The 18,490-nt window shown below is 66.5% G+C and carries 15 protein-coding genes; 6 read left to right on the forward strand and 9 right to left on the reverse strand.

Features of this window, described 5'->3' with window-relative positions; genetic code table 11:
• Window positions 1–81: 81 nt before the first annotated feature.
• Both J8F10_RS21675 and pyk read right to left on the reverse strand, forming a co-directional pair.
• Window positions 82–3,489: an Ig-like domain-containing protein gene (locus J8F10_RS21675; protein WP_210657343.1), complete on the reverse strand. Its 3,408-nt coding sequence runs from the start codon at window positions 3,487–3,489 to the stop codon at window positions 82–84.
• 487 nt (window positions 3,490–3,976) lie between these two features.
• Entirely contained in the window at window positions 3,977–5,416 is a 1,440-nt protein-coding gene (pyk, locus tag J8F10_RS21680) for a pyruvate kinase (protein WP_210657345.1), read from the reverse strand.
• A 60-nt stretch (window positions 5,417–5,476) separates the two neighbouring features.
• Between pyk and J8F10_RS21685 the strand changes: the two genes are divergently transcribed.
• Both J8F10_RS21685 and J8F10_RS21690 read left to right on the forward strand, forming a co-directional pair.
• Complete coding sequence (locus J8F10_RS21685; protein WP_210657346.1) at window positions 5,477–6,112, forward strand: hypothetical protein; 636 nt, start codon at window positions 5,477–5,479, stop codon at window positions 6,110–6,112.
• A gap of 180 nt (window positions 6,113–6,292) precedes the next feature.
• On the forward strand, window positions 6,293–7,207 hold the full coding sequence (locus J8F10_RS21690; RefSeq protein ID WP_210657348.1) for a HEAT repeat domain-containing protein: 915 nt from the start codon (window positions 6,293–6,295) through the stop codon (window positions 7,205–7,207).
• 64 nt (window positions 7,208–7,271) lie between these two features.
• Here the strand turns inward: J8F10_RS21690 and J8F10_RS21695 are convergent, their stop codons facing one another.
• The 7 genes from J8F10_RS21695 to J8F10_RS21725 form a co-directional block, all read right to left on the reverse strand.
• Window positions 7,272–8,171: a HEAT repeat domain-containing protein gene (locus J8F10_RS21695; RefSeq protein ID WP_210657350.1), complete on the reverse strand. Its 900-nt coding sequence runs from the start codon at window positions 8,169–8,171 to the stop codon at window positions 7,272–7,274.
• A 213-nt stretch (window positions 8,172–8,384) separates the two neighbouring features.
• Entirely contained in the window at window positions 8,385–8,612 is a 228-nt protein-coding gene (locus J8F10_RS21700) for a hypothetical protein (protein WP_210657352.1), read from the reverse strand.
• 157 nt (window positions 8,613–8,769) lie between these two features.
• Complete coding sequence (locus J8F10_RS21705) at window positions 8,770–9,549, reverse strand: metallophosphoesterase family protein (RefSeq protein WP_210657354.1); 780 nt, start codon at window positions 9,547–9,549, stop codon at window positions 8,770–8,772.
• Between the two features lie 310 nt (window positions 9,550–9,859).
• Window positions 9,860–10,765, reverse strand: coding sequence for a BON domain-containing protein (locus J8F10_RS21710; protein WP_210657355.1), 906 nt, complete (start codon window positions 10,763–10,765; stop codon window positions 9,860–9,862).
• A 381-nt stretch (window positions 10,766–11,146) separates the two neighbouring features.
• Window positions 11,147–12,871, reverse strand: a complete 1,725-nt coding sequence (locus J8F10_RS21715; RefSeq protein WP_210657357.1) for an ATP-binding protein — start codon at window positions 12,869–12,871, stop codon at window positions 11,147–11,149.
• A gap of 122 nt (window positions 12,872–12,993) precedes the next feature.
• Entirely contained in the window at window positions 12,994–13,641 is a 648-nt protein-coding gene (locus J8F10_RS21720; protein ID WP_210657359.1) for an FG-GAP repeat domain-containing protein, read from the reverse strand.
• 51 nt (window positions 13,642–13,692) lie between these two features.
• The gene (locus J8F10_RS21725; RefSeq protein WP_210657362.1) at window positions 13,693–14,022 is read right to left on the reverse strand and encodes an FG-GAP repeat domain-containing protein; all 330 of its coding nucleotides are present in this window, start codon (window positions 14,020–14,022) and stop codon (window positions 13,693–13,695) included.
• Window positions 14,023–14,110: 88 nt separating this feature from the next.
• Between J8F10_RS21725 and J8F10_RS21730 the strand changes: the two genes are divergently transcribed.
• From J8F10_RS21730 to J8F10_RS21745, 4 genes are all read left to right on the forward strand, one after another.
• The gene (locus tag J8F10_RS21730) at window positions 14,111–14,269 is read left to right on the forward strand and encodes a hypothetical protein (RefSeq protein WP_210662351.1); all 159 of its coding nucleotides are present in this window, start codon (window positions 14,111–14,113) and stop codon (window positions 14,267–14,269) included.
• Between the two features lie 120 nt (window positions 14,270–14,389).
• The gene (locus tag J8F10_RS21735) at window positions 14,390–15,082 is read left to right on the forward strand and encodes a hypothetical protein (RefSeq protein WP_210657364.1); all 693 of its coding nucleotides are present in this window, start codon (window positions 14,390–14,392) and stop codon (window positions 15,080–15,082) included.
• A 292-nt stretch (window positions 15,083–15,374) separates the two neighbouring features.
• On the forward strand, window positions 15,375–15,590 hold the full coding sequence (locus J8F10_RS21740) for a hypothetical protein (protein ID WP_210657366.1): 216 nt from the start codon (window positions 15,375–15,377) through the stop codon (window positions 15,588–15,590).
• A 154-nt stretch (window positions 15,591–15,744) separates the two neighbouring features.
• On the forward strand, window positions 15,745–18,423 hold the full coding sequence (locus tag J8F10_RS21745; RefSeq protein ID WP_210657368.1) for an OPT family oligopeptide transporter: 2,679 nt from the start codon (window positions 15,745–15,747) through the stop codon (window positions 18,421–18,423).
• The last annotated feature ends 67 nt before the right edge of the window (window positions 18,424–18,490 follow it).

Here is an 18,490-nt window from a genome sequence, read left to right on the forward strand (position 1 = left end):
GTCTTCGTGGCACAGGTTTGTGTCGCGAAGACTACCGCCCGAACATTTTTAGTCCTGTGATGCCTTTTCAATCGGGCGGTATCACGCCTTCACGAGAATCGCGCCCTCGCCGTTGCGGAGCGTTATCGACGTGACGAACTGGCCCAGCGTGCCGTTCGAGTTCACGACCCGATAGGTGCCGTTCAGTTGGTGCGTCGTCGCGGTGTTGTCCGCGGTCGTGCCCTCGCCCTTGCCCTGCGCATAGGAGAGGGGCTTGTACAGCACCAGAGCGTTCTCGTACTCGCGCGAGAACACCTGGTACGTGAGGTTGGCGTTCGCCGGGTCTTTGCCCGTCGCGAACGTCTTCATCGCCCCCACCGGGGCGCCGACGTCCACGTTCACGGCCGGGGACCAGTGCTCCGTCCACGAGGTCGAGGGGCTGTCGCCGCCGAAGAACATCAGGAACGTCCGGTCCGGGTCGCCGACCATGTAGTAGTAGGCGAGCGTCGAGAGCTGCGTGCGCCCGTCGATCCGGCTCCCCCCCTCGGGGCTGCTGTCGATCACGAGGTACGGGTCGCCGGACGCGGTCAGGCGCCGGTTGATGAGCGCGACCGCGTCGCCCACTTCGGACCAGTTGGCACTCATCGGGCGGATCAGGAACTCCTCGAACGACCCGGCCGAGTTCGCGACGATCGGGTCCGCGGTCGTCGCACCACCGGCCGTGTTCGCCAGCACCCACTTCGGGCCGATCGCGCGGGACACGGCGTTCATCAGGGCGCCGGAGTCCTCGCTGAACGTTCCGGTCGGTTCCAGGACGCTGACACCGGGGAACGGGAGTTTGCCGGTCGCGTTGTCCATGAAGATGCCGTCGGCGGTCGGGTACGTGGTCAGCAGCCGCTGGTGGTAGTCGGCGGCCCAGTGGCGCACCGCCGCGGACGACGGGTTCGTGACGTACCGCATCTGTCCGTAGTACGGGTAGAACAGACGCGACTCGTACACGAACCGCGCGTCCATCCCGGCCTGCCGGTTGGCGTACTCGGTGTCGCTCAGGTACCCGTCGTGGTTCGCATCGGCGGAGTAGTCGAACGCGGGGACGGTGCCGGACTGCCCGCCGTTCGCGTTCACGTAGTCCCGGCCGAAGATGGTAGACAGTTCCGCGCCGCCCGCGGCGGTCCCACTCGTGACGCGGAACCGGACTGAGAAGAGCCGGGCGCCGCCCGGGGTCATCGCGGCGGCCACCCAGTCGCTCGGCGGGTCGAAGGTGATCTGCCCCGAGGTCTTCAGCCCGCCGGTGCCGTCCTGCTTCAGGGTGAGCGTCTTCCACGCGGTCGGGTTGCCGTTCGCGTCCACCGCGGTCGCGTACTCCCACGTCCCGTCCCACCCGGCCGCGGCACCGCGGGCGAGGGTGATGTTCATCTCGCGGAACTTCTCCACGAACCCGACCGCGGTGGACGTGCCGGCGGCGCCGAACTGCACGTTGGACGAGCGCCCGCCGCGCGCCGCGGAGGTCACGTCCGTCGGGGCGCCGGTGCCGGTCAATTGGTACACGCCCCAGAACCAGGTCACCGGCTGCGACGACGGGCTCGCGCCCTGGAACGCGGTCGCCTTCGTCACGTGGTAGAACGCGAGCTCGCGCGACGCCCCGGTGCGGTCCGCGTACTGGAGCCAGTCGGTGAGCAGCCCCTGGTAGAGGTTGCTCACGTTGCTGTAAATGAGCTGCGGGGTGTCCGGCGAGGCGCCGTTGATCGTGTTCAGGTAGCTCGGGTTCGGGATCACGAGGTCGACGCTGTTCTGGAGCAGGTACTGCTCGAACGCATTACCGACGGGCGTGCCGCTGTACGCGAGTTGCGCGATGCGGATGTAGTCGTAGTGCTTGGGGATCGACGGGGTCGGTAGCGGGTCCATGTTCGGGTTGGACACCGTGAACGTGAAGTCCTTCTCGACGACGTTCCCCGCCTGGTCGAACACGCGCACGACGAGCGTGTACGTGCCGTTCACCACGGTGGTGCTGTCGAACGTCCACTCGGCCGGCGCGGTCGCGGAGATCGCCCGCACCACGTTGTTCAGACGGAACTCGATGCGGTTGAAGTCTCCGGTGACGGTCGCGCGGAAGGTGACCTCGCCCGTCACGTTCCCGGTCCCGCTCACGCGCGTCACGTCGACCTGCGGACCGCTCGCCGCGCCGATCGGCTTCGCCTCGAAGTCGTCGACCGTCAGGACACCGGAGAACGCGGCCTTGCGCCCGATCCCGGCCTTCCCGCCGCCGGAGATACTCGAATCACTGAGCGCCAGAGCGAAGTCCGGGCTGTCGGCCCACGTGCCGTTCGGCGTGAGCCACTGCCGCGTGTCCGTGCGGTACAGTTGCACCCGCAGTTGGTTGCCCTCGACGGTGAGGCGCGCCCGCACCCACTGCCCGCTGAGGTACGCGGACGACTTGACCGACGCGAGCACCGTTTCGGTGCCGTTGACCACCTTCACGAGCTTGGCTTCCAGCCCGCGCGTGAGTGTCAGCGCGTAGTAAGTCGGTGTGGAGCCCTGGACGTTCGTCCCGCGTGCGAACACCTGCGCGGGAATGAGGCTGTCCAGGTAGATCGCGGCGGACACGTCCACGTCGGCCGGTAGGTCGGTGCCCGACCACGCCCGGGCCGTCGTGCTTGAGAGCCCGGTCGAGGCGAAGCCGTTATCCGGGCTGAGGGCGCGGGTGGGCGCCGCTTTGAAGCCGCCCGTGGAATCGGAGCCCCAACTGCTCCACCCGGTCGGAGCGGCGCCGACCGCGGTGGTGTCGAACGACTCCACGACGCTCCCGCTCTGTGCGGGCGGAGGGGAGGTGCTGAACCCCGAGAAGTCATCGAGCTGAACCGCGCCGTAGTAGAGGCCGTTCCGCCCGACCCCGACCTTGCCGCTCCCGGTCAGGGTAGTCGTGGTAGAGATCACACTCGTTTGCGCGGTCTGCCACGTTCCGGTAGACGAGAGGTACTGGCCGGTGTCCTGGCGCGTGACCTGGACCTTCACGCTGCTGCCTTCCGGTACCAGCGAGACGCGGACCCATTGGCCCGAGAGGTACGCGGAACTCGGCGAGGCGACCGTGCCCAGTACCCGCGTGTTCGCACCGTTGACTTCCAGTAGTTGCACCTTCAACCCGCGCGTGACGACCGCCGCGAGGTAGCTGCGGTCACTCGAATCGAGGTTGGTACCGCGGGCGAAGACGTACACCGGGACGAGCGAATCGATCTTGAGCGAGACCTCGGCCCCGGTGTCGGCGGGGAGCGTGTCCGGGTACCACGTCATCGCGGACGTGCGGCTTCCGGTGCTGGACACGAGGCCGATGGAACCGTCCGCGCCCTGCCCGGTCGAACTCGTGAACGCGGTGGTCCCGTCGCTCGCCCACGACGTCCACCCGGTCGGAAGGGCCGGGGGAGTCAGAGCGTTGAACGTTTCGGTGAAGAGGGGCGCGGGATTTTCGCGGGCTTCGAGTGTTTCAAACGAAAGGTACGTGCGCGGTTGTGACATGGCGCGGCGTTGCTCCTCAACGTTGTGTGTCAGCCCGCGAACGGGTCGGCCTGAGGGCGCCTACTAGCGCGCGATCCGGGCCGTTCGTGACCGTGGTCGTGTTGTCTCCGCTAAACTCGGCAGCCGGTTGAGGCGGCGGAGAAGAATTGCGCGCGCGATGCGCGAAACCGAGTGGATTTGCGCCGTTACCGCACCGAGGACGGGCGCGACACGCACGACGCGAACGGTTTCACATGGGAAGTGATGCGGGCAGGGGCAGATGCGCGGGCGAATTTAGTCTCCAACCCCTTTGATGATGAGAGGGGCGGAACCGACCTCCCTGCCCCTCCCCAAAGGGAAGGGGGAGAAGAAAGACAACCTACCCCCCGGCCCCCGCCCTAAAGGGAAGGGGAGAAAGAACGATCATCGCACAACCCTAACCTCTGCGGTTTCATGTGCCTGCTCCCCTTCCCTTTAGGGAGGGGGCCGGGGGGTAGGTTCTTCGCGCTTACGGCTCGCTGGACGTGCCGCCTTCGCCGACGCGGACGACGCGGACGGTGGGGAACCGCGGGCCGCCCGCGATCGGGTGCCCGGCGAGGATCACGACGCGCTCACCCGCCGCCACCGTCCCGGCCTCGAACGCATCCTGGACCGCGGTGGCCATGCGATCGCCGCCGGGCGCAACCGGCGTCATGCGCACGGGCGTGATTCCCCACACGAGCGCAAGGCGCTGCAGCACCGCGTCCGTGGGCGCGACCGCCACGACACTCGCCCACGGACGGTTCCGCGCGGCCAGCCGCGCCGTGCGCCCCGAGAGCGTCGGCGTCACGATCGCGGCCGCGTTCACCTCGTCCGCGAGCGAGCACGCGGCCAGCGTGATGGGGTCATCGATGTCGTCGCCGACCGCGTCGTACACGGCCCCGTGGATCGAGCGCGAGTAGCGCAAATGCGATTCCGTTTCCACCGCGATGCGGTGCATGCACGCGACCGCATCGACCGGGTACGACCCGACCGCCGTTTCGCCCGAGAGCATCACGGCGTCGGTGCCGTCGAAGATCGCGTTCGCCACGTCGCTCGCCTCGGCCCGCGTCGGGCGCGGGTTGTTCCGCATCGAGTCGAGCATGTCGGTCGCGGTGATGACCGGCTTCCCCGCGGCGCGCGCCTCTGCAATCAGCGCCTTCTGTACGGTCGGGACGCGCTCCAGGGGCAGTTCGACGCCCAGGTCGCCGCGCGCCACCATGATCGCGTCGAACGCGGCCACAATCGCCCCGGCCCGACCGACCGCTTCCGGGCGCTCGATCTTCGCGAGCACCGGGACGTTCATTCCCAGCGCGGCGCACGCCGCGCGCACTTCGTCCGCGGCTTCCGGCCCGCGCACGAACGACACCGCGACCCAGTCCACTCCGGCTCGCGCGGCGACGGCCAGGGCGGTGTGATCGCGCTCGGTGAGAGCGCCCATCGTGAGGGGCGTGTCCGGCAGGTTCAGACCCTTGTTCGGGTGGAGCGTGCCTCCCACAACGACGCGGGCCGTGACGCGCCCGTTGTTGGTTTCGCCCGCTTCCAGTTGGAGCCGCCCGTCGTCGAGGAGCATCCGGTGCCCGGGGCGCACGTCGGCGAGCATCTCCGGTTCGGTGATGACCAGATCGGACACGTCGACGGGCGCGTTCGTGAGCGAGAAGTGGACCGCGTCTCCCGCGTTCAGAAAGCGCAGTGAAGATATCTTCACGCGGAGCTTCGGCCCGGGGAGGTCGGCCAGGACCGCGGCGAACTTGCCCACGCGCAGCGCGGCCGCGCGGAAGTTCGCGACGCGCCCGATGTGCTCTTCCGGTGCGCCGTGCGAGAAGTTCACGCGGGCCACATCAACGCCGGCTCGCAGAATCGCGTCCAGCGCGTCCGGCGAATCGGTCGCCGGCCCGAGCGTGGCGACGATCTTCGTTCGGCGAGTCATTATGCAATGCTCCATCGGGTAGACTGTGGCGCAGCGTGCGAAGGAGAGGAGAGGTGATGTATGGTTGAGGCGGAACGGGTTCAATCGCGCTCGGCCCGTGAAACGGGTGCGATCGTTGTGATGTTCAGCGCCCTGACCGCCACCAACGGGGTTCTTTCGCTGTTCGGCCCCGTACAAATGAGCCCCCAGAACTCGGCGATTCAGGAAACGGCGATTGGAACGGTTCTCGGGTGGGCGACGGGCTTCCCGCTCGCGCTCGCCCGGCGCCGCGGGGAGCCGGCAACGAGTTTCGTGCGCGTCATTTACACGTGGGGCTGCGCGATGTGCGTGCTTCACATCGCGGTCGCGTTTCACCTGGCCCACGGGTGGTCGCACGAAGTCGCGTGGGAACACACGCGGGAGGTCGGAGGTTACGGCAACGGGATTTTCGTGAACTACGCTTTCGCGCTGGTGTGGTTCGCGGACGTGGTGTGGGCGTGGGTCGCGTTCGACTCGTACCTGAGTCGGGCGCGGTGGATCGGGCGCGCCGTTTACGGGTTCACAGGGTTCGTGGTGTTCAATGCCGGAGTCGTGTTCAACACCGGGTTTTCACGCGCCGTTTGCACGCTCCTCTTTATTGCCGTTGTGGTGCAGGTTTGGAAGGAATGGCGGAAAGGGACGGAACCTTTGAACCCGACTCATTCTCAAATCCCTTGACCCTTCACCGCGCGACCTGCCGACATCGCGCCCAGGTTGATTTTTCGGGCGGGCGCTCAATTCGCGATTCGCGCACGGTCAAAACGTGGTGAGTCGGTTGCCGCGTGGTGGGGGTGAGCTAAGGTTGTCGGTGGTTGCTCGGAGTCAACCGCCGGTTTCTGTGGCAAGCGACGGACAAGCGTGCAACAACCAAGTGCGACAGCCGACGACCCGCTGCCCGCGCTCATTCGTGCGCTGCGGAGCGCGAACCCGGTGGAGCGGCAGCGCGCGGCCAAGGATCTGGGGCGCCTGGGGTGGCTCGCGCGGGACGCGATGCCCGCCCTCGTCAGCGCCCTGGACGATCAAGAAGCGAAGGTGCGCGAAACCGCCGCACATGCGATCGGTGGAATGGGGCCGGAAGCCCTCGCGACGCTCGTGATGATGCTCGGCCACGGCGACAAGTACGTGCGCCGTAACGCGGTTTGGGCGCTGGGGAAACTCGGCCCGCTCGCGCGCCCGGCCCTCGACGACCTGTGCAAGTCACTCAAAGACAACGACCCGAGAACCGCGTCCGGCGCGGCCCAGGCGCTCGGCAACATGGGCGCGGACGGTGCCGAGAGCGTTCCGCAGCTCGCGGAAGCGATGCGCGGGACGAACATCGTGCTGTGCCGACTCGCGTCCAAGGCGCTCAGTCAGATCGGGTCGCCCGCGCTCGCCACGCTCATCGCCCACCTGCAACACGCGGACCCGTTCGTGCGCGGCGAATCGGCGCTCGCGATCGGCTGGATGGGGGTCGCGGCGCGGTCCGCGGTGCCGTTCCTCGCCCGCGTGCTTCGCGGGCCGGAATGCCCCCTCACGCGCACACCGATCTCGTCACTGACACCCACATCGATTGCGGCGGAGGACGGGAGCCAGGCGCTCACCCCCGCGCAACTGCCCGTGCCCGAAGCGGCCTCGTCGGAAATGACCTGTCGCGTGTACGCGGCGCAAGCGCTGGGGCGCATCGGGGCGCCCGCGGCGGCGGCGCTGGGGGATCTGCGGGAAGCCGCGCGCCTCTCACCGGAGCCGCTGCGCCAGGCCGCCCAACAAGCCGTCCGACAAATCCAGGGCGCGTAGAAGAAGAAAACACAGGGCTCCCGCCCTGTGCTTCATGACTCCCTGTGCGCTCTTCTCTTCACATCTACTTCGTTTGCTTCAACTTACTGATGGGAAGCGGCGGAGAGACCACGGATGGAAGGTCCGGCTGGAAGGGCGGGAGCGTCGGCACGAACTCCGGCACCGCGGGCACCAACACGCGCTGACTGAGCGGCGGTTCCGGCGAGTGCTTCGGCTGCGTGCTCATCGTAATCGCCGGCGTCTTCGCCATCGGCGGTTCGTCCGTCGAAGGCGCGGGCAGCGGCCCGAGGTTCAGAGCGGAGCGGATCGCGTTCCGCGGACCGGGCAGGACGTTCGGTAAGAGCACCCGCGGACCGGGTTGTGGCATCGGCTGGACCGCGACCGGGGGCAACTGAGGTACCGGTGCCGCAATCGGTTGCACTTTGAGCACAACCACCGGCACGGGCGGAGCCGGGATGAGCGCCACCACCTGGCGCGGACCGGAGGGGCTGGCGATAGGTGGTTCGATCGTCTGATTAACGGTGTTGTCTCCGTTCTTCGCGGTGCGGTACCCGCTTAAGTGGTACGCCCACAGTGCCCGCTTCGCGGCGATGCGCACCAGTGGCGACGGGTCACTGTCCACGGCCGCTTCCAGTGCCGCGCCCGCTTGCGGGGACACTTCACCCAACTGGCGGAGCGCTTCCGCCGCTTCGACGCGGACCGCGGCGGACGTGTCCTTCCGCAGTGCGACTACCAAGGCGGGTGCCACCTCCGGGCAGATCCGCGGATCGGCCCCACCGAGTTCATCGGCCGCGATCTTCCGCTTCTTTTCGTCGGGATCGCTCTTTAACGTTTCGACCAAGGTGCGGGCCTTCGCCTCGTCCACCTTCGTCTTGCGAGCAAACAGCGCGTCGGCCCTGGCGTCTGCCGAACTGATCGCGGAAAGGGCGAACAAAAATGTGAGTGCGAACCGGGTGCGCGACACGAGGGGGACTCCACAAGTGGACTTCCCCGTGGGCGCGGGCTTCGAGGGAAGGTCTCAAATAGGAGATCGTCCGGGTCGCGGTTTCGTTGCGGAGGTTTTGTGAAAATGGGAGGGCGCGGGGATTTGCCGGACCGCTACGGCCGGCAGGCCGGTCGTAATCGACCGGTCCGCCCGATCCGTTAATCGGCACAAATCAGGTGATTGGCGAAATCGCTAGAACCCGCCGAGCCCACCGCCCGGACCTTGCTTGTTCCGGTCCCGGAGGTTCTCTTCTTTCTTGGGCGCGGGCGGCGCGCGGTACGTGGCCTTGTCGGGTTCGTTGTAACGCGACTCGTCCGGTGGGAGCCGGTACTCCTCCACCTTCGGGCCGTTCACGTTGTACTTGTCCTGGTAGCACCCGGTTGCCGCGCACGCGACGACCAGGGCAAGCAACGCCCGCATGTCCGCTACTCCCGCGTTCGTGTTTCGGCCGGGTATAGCCGGGCGCGCCCGGGACGCAAGGCGAAGTGCGCGGGAACGATTCCTGGGACCGCGGGCATCTTGCCCACAGCGAATAGCGAGACGAGCGGGCAAGATGCCCGCGGTCCCAGGGCAAGAATCAGTGAGCGCCGTTACCGTTACCGTTACCGTTACCGTTACCGTTACCGTTACCCTTGGTCGAAGTGCCGTTGCGGAGCAGCCACTTGGTCGGGAGGCCGCCGGTACGGAACACGTCGGTGAGCATGAGCCGGGCGGTCGCGTCGCGAACGGTCGCTTCCATCGCGCCCACCGTTTCTTCGATCGCGTACTCGGTGCGCTTCAACTGGACCTCGTCGCCGTCGATGATCGCGTAGGAGGCGTGCGGGTTGCCGTCGCGCCCGATCCCGACGCTGCCGGGGTTCACGATGAGCGTGTTGCGCACCCGCAGCGTGTAGGGCACGTGCGTGTGACCCGTGAGCACGTAATCGACCTTCAGGCCCGCGAGCCGCGGGTACCAGAACGCGGGGTCGGGCGGCGCGTATTCGTCCATCGGGTCGCGCGGCGTGGCGTGAACGAGCAGGAACCGCTTGCCGTTGAGTGTGAACATGCGCGACGTGGGCAGCGCGGCCAAGTAGCGCCGTTGGTCGCTCGAAAGGGCCGCCACCGTGATCGGGCGCGTGACCGAGGTGAGAAAGCGGAACCCGCCGGCGCCCTGAATATCGACGTTCTGTGCGACGCCGTGGTCGTGGTTCCCGCGCACGCAGTGGGTCGCGTTTCGGCGCACCCAATCGACGCACCACGCCGGTTCCGGGCCGTAATCGACGATATCGCCGACACAAAGGCACACATCGAACGACTCGCGGATCGCCTCGAGCGCGGCCCTGTTACCGTGGATGTCCGCGACCACCAGCACGCGCATGCAAACAGCCTCCTGTCGCGAATTCTAGAACGCGAACGGGTCGGTGGGGGCAGCGGGGTGAGAGAGAAGGCGAGCCGTAGGACAGGATAGGCAACACGGATCGAGACCAAAGATCAAATTTGAGCATTCTCGGATTTTGTCTCGCAACGGCTCGGGTGCGTCGTTGACTCCGAGGTCCGCACACGGTGGCGGACCGAAAATTCGCGATATGTATACTTGCGTTCAAAACTGGCGTGTAGTAACATTGTGTACAGATGCGACCGATTCACGATAAGCACAGGGCGGGAGCCCTGTGCGGTTTGGGCTTTCGCTACTTCACCAGACTCGGGTCCACCGCGACGCGGACCACACCGGGCACTTTGCGGGCTTCGGTAGCGAAGTCGCGCACGTCCACGATATTGGCCGCGAACCCGGTAACGAACAGCCCGCCGTCGGGCTTCAGTTCCACCGCGAGTCTCGCGAAGCGGGCGTCGGCAGCTCGGATTGCGGCAACCGCGGCGAGCACGTCGGTCGGCATCCCGCTCGTGGAACCGGTCAGTGCGCCCGGGGCCGTTGAGGGCACGGTCGGTGCGGTCGACGGCACTTTCGCAACGCTGTGCGGAGCCACCGGCGCGCCGAGCAAACCGACGACCGGCGGGCCGAGCGAGGTCGGGTGCTGAACGACGACCGTTTTCGGCGCGGCCGCGACGAGGTCCGTCGGCAGGGGCGGCGGGACCGGTGGGATGTACCCCTCCGCGGCCCCCGGCGGGATCACGATACCGGGCAGCGCGGTGCTACCGGTCGGCTTCGTGCCGGGTTTCATCCGATCGGCCACGGCCCGCATGAGCGGGTCCGGGTCCGCTTCGATGAAGCACGTGTTCTTCACGGACTCGATGCCGGGCACCGCTCGCACCACGGCCTCCGCGCGCTTCTTCACCGCCTCGCTGCTGACCGGCCCGCCGATCACGGCGCCGCGGTCCACCACACTCACGAGGATGTTCACGTCCTTCAGAACCGGGTCCGCATCGAACACCGCGAGAGCGGTGCGTGCGAGCGCCACGTCCGAGATCGCGACCGGCTTCGAGACCGGTGCGCCCGGCGGCAGCGGCGGCAGGACCGGCGCGGCTGGGGGGAATGGATCGGCGGCGAACAGTGCTCCGGCGCCGACCGCACCCGCCACGCAGGTAAGCGCGGCAAGCGTGCGAAGAGTTTTCGATGTCGGTAGGTGCGAAAACATGGTGAACCTCACCGGCGGGCGAGGTGCGTAACGATCGTTACGACTCGCAGCGCCGCGGGGGCGTGCTTCTATTCTTTGTCACGGTCAGTTGCGATGAAATTGCGCGAGTGTCATTTTTACAAAACTGACGTGGCGAATCGTTCCGCAAGGACCATGTGGCGAACGGTGCCCGGTCAGCGAAAGGGTTCGGGCTGGGCAAGATGTGCGGTCGCGCTCCCCTCACCTCTGTCCTCGGTGAACCCCGCCCGCAAGGGCGGCGGGTGATGTGTGGTACCGGGCACCAGCACCTTTCTCGCAAGGGCACTGAGCAACTGGCTGCCGGTTGATGTGCGCCACCCACCGCCCTTGCGGGCGGGGTTCACCAGTGCGTCGGGAGGTGCGTCATTCTTCGAGTGGAGGGAGGACCGGGAACAAGCCGGTGCCGGCGTTCGCGTCGCCGGTGAACGCGGACTTCATCGGCAAGCGGATGGTGAACTTGCTGCCCTTTTCGAGGACGCTCTGAACGAGGATGTCGCCGCCGTGCTCGCGGACGATCTTGCGGCTGACGGGGAGGCCCAGCCCGGTTCCGCGGCTCCCCTTCGTGCTCACGAACGGGCGGAAGATGTCCTCGAACTTCTCCGCCGGGATGCCGGGGCCGTTGTCCATCACGATGATCTTCGCCCAAGTGCCGTCTGGTTCGAGGAGCGCTTGCACCGAGAGTTTTGCGTTCGGGCGGTCCTCGAGTGCATCAATGGCGTTGCTCACGAGGTTCAGCACCGCGCGGTGAATGCCCTCGGTGTCGCACGGGACGACGGCAACGCCGGCCCCCGCGCGCCACTCGATCGCGACGTTGCGGTCCGTCGCGCGCCCGCGGACCATTTCCAGCACGTCTTCGCAGAGCGTGTTGAGGTCCGTGGGCTCGACCGCCGGCTCGCGCTCCTTCGAGTAGCTGAGCATGTCGAGCATGAGTTCGTCGATGCGCCCCTGGTTCCGCTCGACGAGTTTCCAGCCCTTGCCGAGCAGGTCGGTATCGGACTCCTTGATCGCGGTGCGGACCATGTCGGCCCCGAACCGGACGCCCTGCATGATGTTCTTGATGTGGTGCGAGAGGGCCGCGATCGTCTGGCCCACGGCCGCGAGGCGCTCCGCGTTCACGAGCGCTTCGTGGTACCGGCTCTCCTCCACCGCGATCGCGGCCTGGTGCGCGATCGCGCTGGCGAGGTGCAGGTGGTCCTCGGTGAACTTGCCCGTATCGAGCCCGCGGGCCACGACCTGTTTGAGCGTGGACTGCGTGTCGAGGAACAGCACCCCGACCACCTCGCGCCGGCCCTTCATGGGCACGCAGATGGCCTCGCGGATGTTGTGCCGGTGCAGGCTCTCGACGCCGCTGAACCGGTCGTCGGTGTGGACGTCCGATACGAGAACGCCCTGCTTCTCTTTGATGACGTGCTCGACGATCGTGCGGCTGACGGCGAGTTCTTCCTGCCGGTTCGTGCCCTCGCGGTACCGCACGGCTTTGGGGACGAGGCGCCCGTCCTCGTCGCGCACCATGAAGCACCCGTGGTCCGCGTCCACGGACTTGAACACGAGGTCCATCACGGTGCCGAGGAGTTGATCGACGTCGAGGATGTGGCTGACGACCTCGGCGGTCTCGTAGAGGGCCGCGAGGCTCGCGAGCCGGGCGCGGACCCAGTCGGTCGCGACGGACGGGCGCGAGAGGATCTGGCTGCCCGCGTCGACCGCGACGGTCCGCACGATGGCCGAGTTAAGGTCCTGGTCCGGCTGCGCCCGGAGCCGCACGCGCTCGGTGAGCTCGTTCCCGAGCGCGGGGAGCTCGTTGCGCCCGACGGTGAACATCAGCACCGACTGGCCGACGGTGATCGCGTCGCCGCTCCGCAGCGGGGCGACCTGGACGGGCTGACCGTTCAGGAGCGTACCGTTCCCGCTGCCGAGGTCGAAGAGTTCGTACCCGTGCGCCACCGCCCGCACTTCGAGGTGCCGGCGCGACACCTGGGTGTCGTGGAGCGACACGGCGTTCGCGGAGTGCCGGCCGACGGTGACGGTGGACCCGGTCAGCTCGAACTGCTTCCCTTCGTCGACGCCGCGAGTGACGATCAGTCGTGGCACGCGCTCCTCCGCGCTTTGATTCTGAGCGACAGGGGATACCGTACCCCGGGAGCGGAGATGAGGCAACCACCGTTAGGGCGCCGCGGGCGGATCGGGCAAGGCGCCGGTCCTTGCTGATGCGCTTACTTCCGCCGGAAATGCACGAGTTGGCTCTTGTTCGTCCACCCCTTCTCCGGCTTCCGTTTCCAATCCTTGCTGACACTTACGACCAGATCCTGGTGCCCGGCCCGGCCCCGGTCCGCCACCGCGAACCCCTCGTACTCCCACCCGTCGGACTGTGCCGGGGCCGTGAGCAACCGGACGGGCTTCTCGAACCGCGGTTGCCCCTCACGGGACGCGTTCCGGCACCAGTAGAGGTCACAAAGCCACCGCGTCTTATCTGCACTCAGGTACCCGCCGGCGAATAGCACGTCGAACACCCCATCGCCGTCCCAATCGGCGAACTGGAAGTCGTAGGGCTTCCGGTCGGCCACCTCCGGCAGGTCGAACGGCTTCACGGTCACCTCGGACCTACCCTTAAGTGGGCCAACACCCACCAGGAGCTTCCAGCTCTGTGGGTCGGCAAGCACCAGATCGGTACGGCCGTCGCGGTCCCAGTCGAGCAGGTGCGGCTGGGAGTGGCCGCGCATGACCCAATCTCGCTCCTTTGGCGTCATGTCGGACCGGATGAACGTGATCTCTTGACGGGCAGCAAAAGTGCCGTCCGCCTTCCGCAGGAACAGGTGAACCGTCCAGGGGTCACAGCAGTTGGACCCGGAGACCAGGTCCACCCGTCCGTCGCCGTCGAAATCCCCAAACTGGGGAGTGAACAGTCCGCAGCTTCACCCGGCCGGGATGCGGCCCGACGGTACGGCTTCGTCGAACCACGTCGGCTTGGCGTACTTGGGCTCCGCGTTGGTCTCTTGGTTCCGGTAGACGAGCAACCGGTCCCAGGCACCGACCAACAGATCGATCTTCCCGTCGCCGTCGTGATCCGCGTAACGGGGTTTTAGCCGCGCAGCGAACTCCGCGCCGTCCAGAATCGCTGTGGGCGGACCGAACTCGGTCAGGCGTTCGGCGGGCCGTGGGTCGGCATGAGACTGTCGAGGCGCTCCGACCGCCACCAGCACCAGCCCGATGGCACTCAGCGCTACACGCGAGCGGATTCGCATTCCGAGACCCTCCGAGGGCGACGGCCTCACCAGGAGCCGCCGGGCCGTTCTGCATCCCGGAATCATTACGTCACCCGGCTCGCTGCGGTTGATCGCATGTTACATTGCGCTGACCGCGATGCCGATCCTGGCCGACGCGCTCCAGGACGCCGGGTGCGACCGCACCGATGTGCTCGACCACTGCCGCGGCCCCGAGCCACACGTCCGCGGGTGCTGGGTCGTTGATCTGGTGCTCGGTAAGGAGTAGCATCGGGCGACAACCGGCACCGCACCGGGCTGCTGTTAAAGAAAGTACGTACTCGGTAGACCGGGTCTACGCACACTACGGCCGGCGAGCTCCAATGCTCGGCCACAGAGGGCTAAGGCGATGGGGTGGCTAGCGAAGTTGGTCGGGAAGCTCCGTGGGACGCCCTCACCGCCGCGGGATCCTGATGCGACGTTCGAGCGACTGGTCTGGTTGGAGCCGCACGAGAACCCGTTCGGCGTCCGAGTACTCGACTGCCGGCCGATCGCCGAAACGTTCCTGAGCGCCTCGCAGGACGCGGCTTCGATCCGCTTCTTCGGCTCGCTCGAGGCACGCTCCGGTGAGCAATTCCGGGGGCAACGCCCCGAAGAGCCGGTCCGGGTTGCGTGCGGGTTAGCGTACCCGCGCGCAACACCCTTCCCCGAGGGGCCGGTGTTCCTGGCCGGGACGATGGAGGAGAAGTGGAACATCTACCACTTCGCTGGCGTCCTGTATTTTGCTCGGAGTTGGACCGGCCACCTGCAGTACACTGCCACACTCGCTCCGTCACCTTCGGAATTGCAGGTAGTGGAAGTCGAGGCGTGGCCCGGTAACGTGCCGGGTGACGACGCGATGGCGGTTCGGCAGGTGGACTTCCTGCTCCGCAGTCACGTACTCGGCCAAGTCGTACCACACCCGGCACCGCCGTTACCGAGCAAGAAGGGCATCGCACTGTGGTCATTCTCACAGTATGGTCGCCGCGGGCTGTATGCGGCCGTCGAGGGTGTGGTTGACGGAACGGCCGAACCAAGCGCGGCGCTTCCCCCGACCGTATAGTTTGTTCCCCGCTGCCTGCCGCGCACAAAGGGCACCCCAGCCGACTTCACGCGGAGCCTTGCGTGCGCATCGTTTGTGTTTCCGGCACACACGGCTACCACAGTCACACGGGACTCCCACCGGGCGACATTCTCGTTCAGCGGCACGGTTCCCTCGAAGACGTGAGGGACGACCACCCGACCGGAAACGCGCTCGCCCCGGGCGCGAGGCGCGTCGACCAAGCGATCGAATTTCCGCCCCAAACGCCGAAGGGCGCTCTAAGCTCGTCCGACTGTACTCTCAGGGCGGACCCATGACCGATAGTGTGCTGCGCAACACCACAGACCGAACCGACCGCGTCACCGCGTCGTTTATTCAGGAGCTGATGCGCCGGGCGATCCAGAACGCGATCACTCACGACGGTGACGCCTTGGCACTCGCGCAGCCCAGTACGAACCCCGCACGGGACACAGTACCCGTTACTGGCGGTTTGAACCGTAAACTGCTCGGCGCACACGCGGAAATGTGAGTTCGTTTATTGATAAACAGCGCGGCGCGGGTTCGCAGTGAGCGAACCCGCGCCGCGCGCGTTTTGGCTTCTTGACTTCTTCACTTCGCGCACCCCCGCCCGTAAGCTGTGGCTCAACTCTCCGCCACAGAACCGTACTCGCACGGGCCAATTTATGTCGTCCGAAGTCAAGTCGGAACCGGAGTTCCAACCGTTCGTGCCCGCAACCGAAGCGCCAAAAGAGTTCACGCTCGCAGCGGTCGCGGCCGGGGCCGGGTTGGGGCTGATATTTGCCGCGTCGTCGCTGTACCTCGTGCTCAAGGTGGGCATGACGGTGTCGGCCTCTATTCCCGTGGCGGTGCTGGCTATCACCGTGTTTCGGGCACTCTCCAAGGCGTTCGGCATTCGGCGGGCGACGATCCTCGAAAACAACATCGTCCAAACGGCCGGGAGCGCGGGGGAGAGCATCGCGTTCGGTGTCGGCGTGTCGATGCCGGCGCTGTTGTTACTCGGGTTCGGGTTGGACCTCGGCCGGGTGATGGTGGTATCGATCCTCGGCGGGCTGCTCGGCATCCTCGCGATGATCCCGCTCCGGCGCGCGTTCATCGTGAAGATGCACTTCCAGCCCGGGCGGAAGGACCAAAAAGAGACGCTGCTCTACCCCGAAGGGACCGCGTGCGCGCAGGTGCTCATCAGCGGTGAGAAGGGCGGGACGACGGGTAAGACGGTGTTCATCGGGTTCGGGCTGGCGTTCCTGCACAAGTTCCTGACCGAAGGCATGAACCTGTTCATCGCCACGGCCAAGTTGCCGATCTCGTTCATCAATAAGGCCGCGGTGTTCTCGACGGAGATGGCGTCCGAGCTACTCGGCGTCGGCTACATCATCGGGCTGCGCACGGCCGCGATGATGATGGGCGGGGCCGTCCTCGGGTACCTCGTCATCCTGCCGATCATCTACTTCATCGGCGAAAACAACCCGAACGTCATTGCACCGGGGGTGAAGCCGATCAAGAACATGAGTCTGTCGCAGATCCGCAACGCCTACCTGCTTTACATCGGGGCCGGGTGCGTCGCGTCGGCCGGCATCATCAGCATGTTGAAGACACTACCGCTGATCGTCCGGAGCTTCCGCTCCAGTATCGCCGGTGTGGGTGGTGGAGGGGACGGCGGTGACGTGAAGCGCACCGACCGCGACATGCCGATGTCGTGGGTACTCGGGGGAACCGTGGTGCTGATCGGGCTGCTGGCCGCGTTCTTGGCCGGCGAAGTCGGGATCGTGACCGGGTTGCTTGGTGCCCTCTTGGTGGTGCTGTTCGGGTTCCTGTTTGTCACGGTGTCCGCGCGGCTCACGGGCGAAATCGGCTCATCGTCCAACCCGATCTCCGGCATGACGACCGCGACCCTGATGATTACCTGTCTCATCTTCCTCGCACTGGGGATGACCACGTCGGTTGATCGCGTACTGGCGCTCTCGGTGGCCGCGGTGGTGTGCATCGCCTCCTCGAACGGCGGCACGGTCGCGCAATCGCTCAAAACCGGTTACCTCGTCGGCGGTACGCCGCGGTACATGCAGTACGCGATCATGGTCGGGGCGTTCGTTTCGGCCCTGGTGATCGGTGGAACGCTCATCTTCCTCCTGAACAAGCCCGGTACGGTCTACAGCGCCAAACCGGAGAACGTTCCCGCGCTTACGCTCACTCCAACGGAACTGGGCCGGTTGAAGCAGGCCGAAACGCACGAGGGGAAGACTTACAAAATCCTCGACGCCCGGAACGAAGAGTTGACTAAAGAGGACAAGGATGCCGGGTACGCGCCGCGCGAGGAGGTTCTGAAATACAAGGCCGGGCGCTACCTCGTTGATCCCGATACCGGGAAGGTGGCGCTCCTCAAGGACGACACCATCATGGGCCAACTCAAGGTGCGCGACGACGGTACGCCCGTCGAACGCAAGTTCGATGCGCCCAAGACGCAGGTGCTCGGCATCGTCATTAACGGCGTGCTGAAGCGCGACCTAAACTGGACGATGGTCGCCATCGGTGCCATGATCGCCATCATGCTCGAACTGTGCGGCGTCTCGGCACTCGCATTCGCGGTCGGGTTGTACGTTCCCATCCAGTTCTCGGTGCCGATCTTCATCGGCGGCATCGTCCGCTGGGGCGTCGATAAGAAGTACGCGGCCGAAGCCGCGGAGTCGATTCGGGCCGCCGGCAACGACCCGGAGAAGGTCGCGCAGGCCGAAATCGAGGCGATCCGAAAGGTCGAGACCAGCCCCGGCGTGCTGCTCGCGTCGGGGTACATTGCGGGCGGCTCCATCGCGGGCGTGCTGATCGCGTTCTTGGCGTTCAGTGACACGCTCCCGCGCGATCTCTCCGCGTTCCAGTACCGAACGGTCGTGGTCGGGTCGGAGCTACCTCTCAAAGACGCCGCCGCCGAGATCGCCGCGCGCGAACGGCCGAACGGTACCCCCGAGGAGAAAGAGAAACTGGCGGGCGAAATCGTCGGGCTGAATGAGGACGACGTGCCGCCGCAATGGGTGAAAGTGCCGAAGGGGATGAAGATCAACCTGCCCGGTGGGGGCGAATACGAGGCGGTGAACGACGTGACCTTGGGCGAGATCGCCAAGGAGAAACTCGGCCGCTCGTGGCGGGCCGGGCAGATCCTCGACTCGAACAAGAACGTTTTGGAGGCACCCAAGAAACTTCCTCCCCGGGCGGAACTATTTGTTCCTCAGCCGCAATGGGCGACGCTGATTCCGTTCGGGCTCCTGGTGCTATTGCTGCTCGCGGTCGGGACCGGGTATCTGTTGAAGGGTGAGCCGGAGGAGTCCGCCCCACCCGCACGGCCCACCGCATGAGAACGCGAATTCGCGGTCCGGTAGTGTAGTCCGCTCGCTCCGCGAGCGGTGTTCGGCTTCAAAATAC

Source organism: Gemmata palustris (assembly GCF_017939745.1).
Classification (GTDB): domain Bacteria; phylum Planctomycetota; class Planctomycetia; order Gemmatales; family Gemmataceae; genus Gemmata; species Gemmata palustris.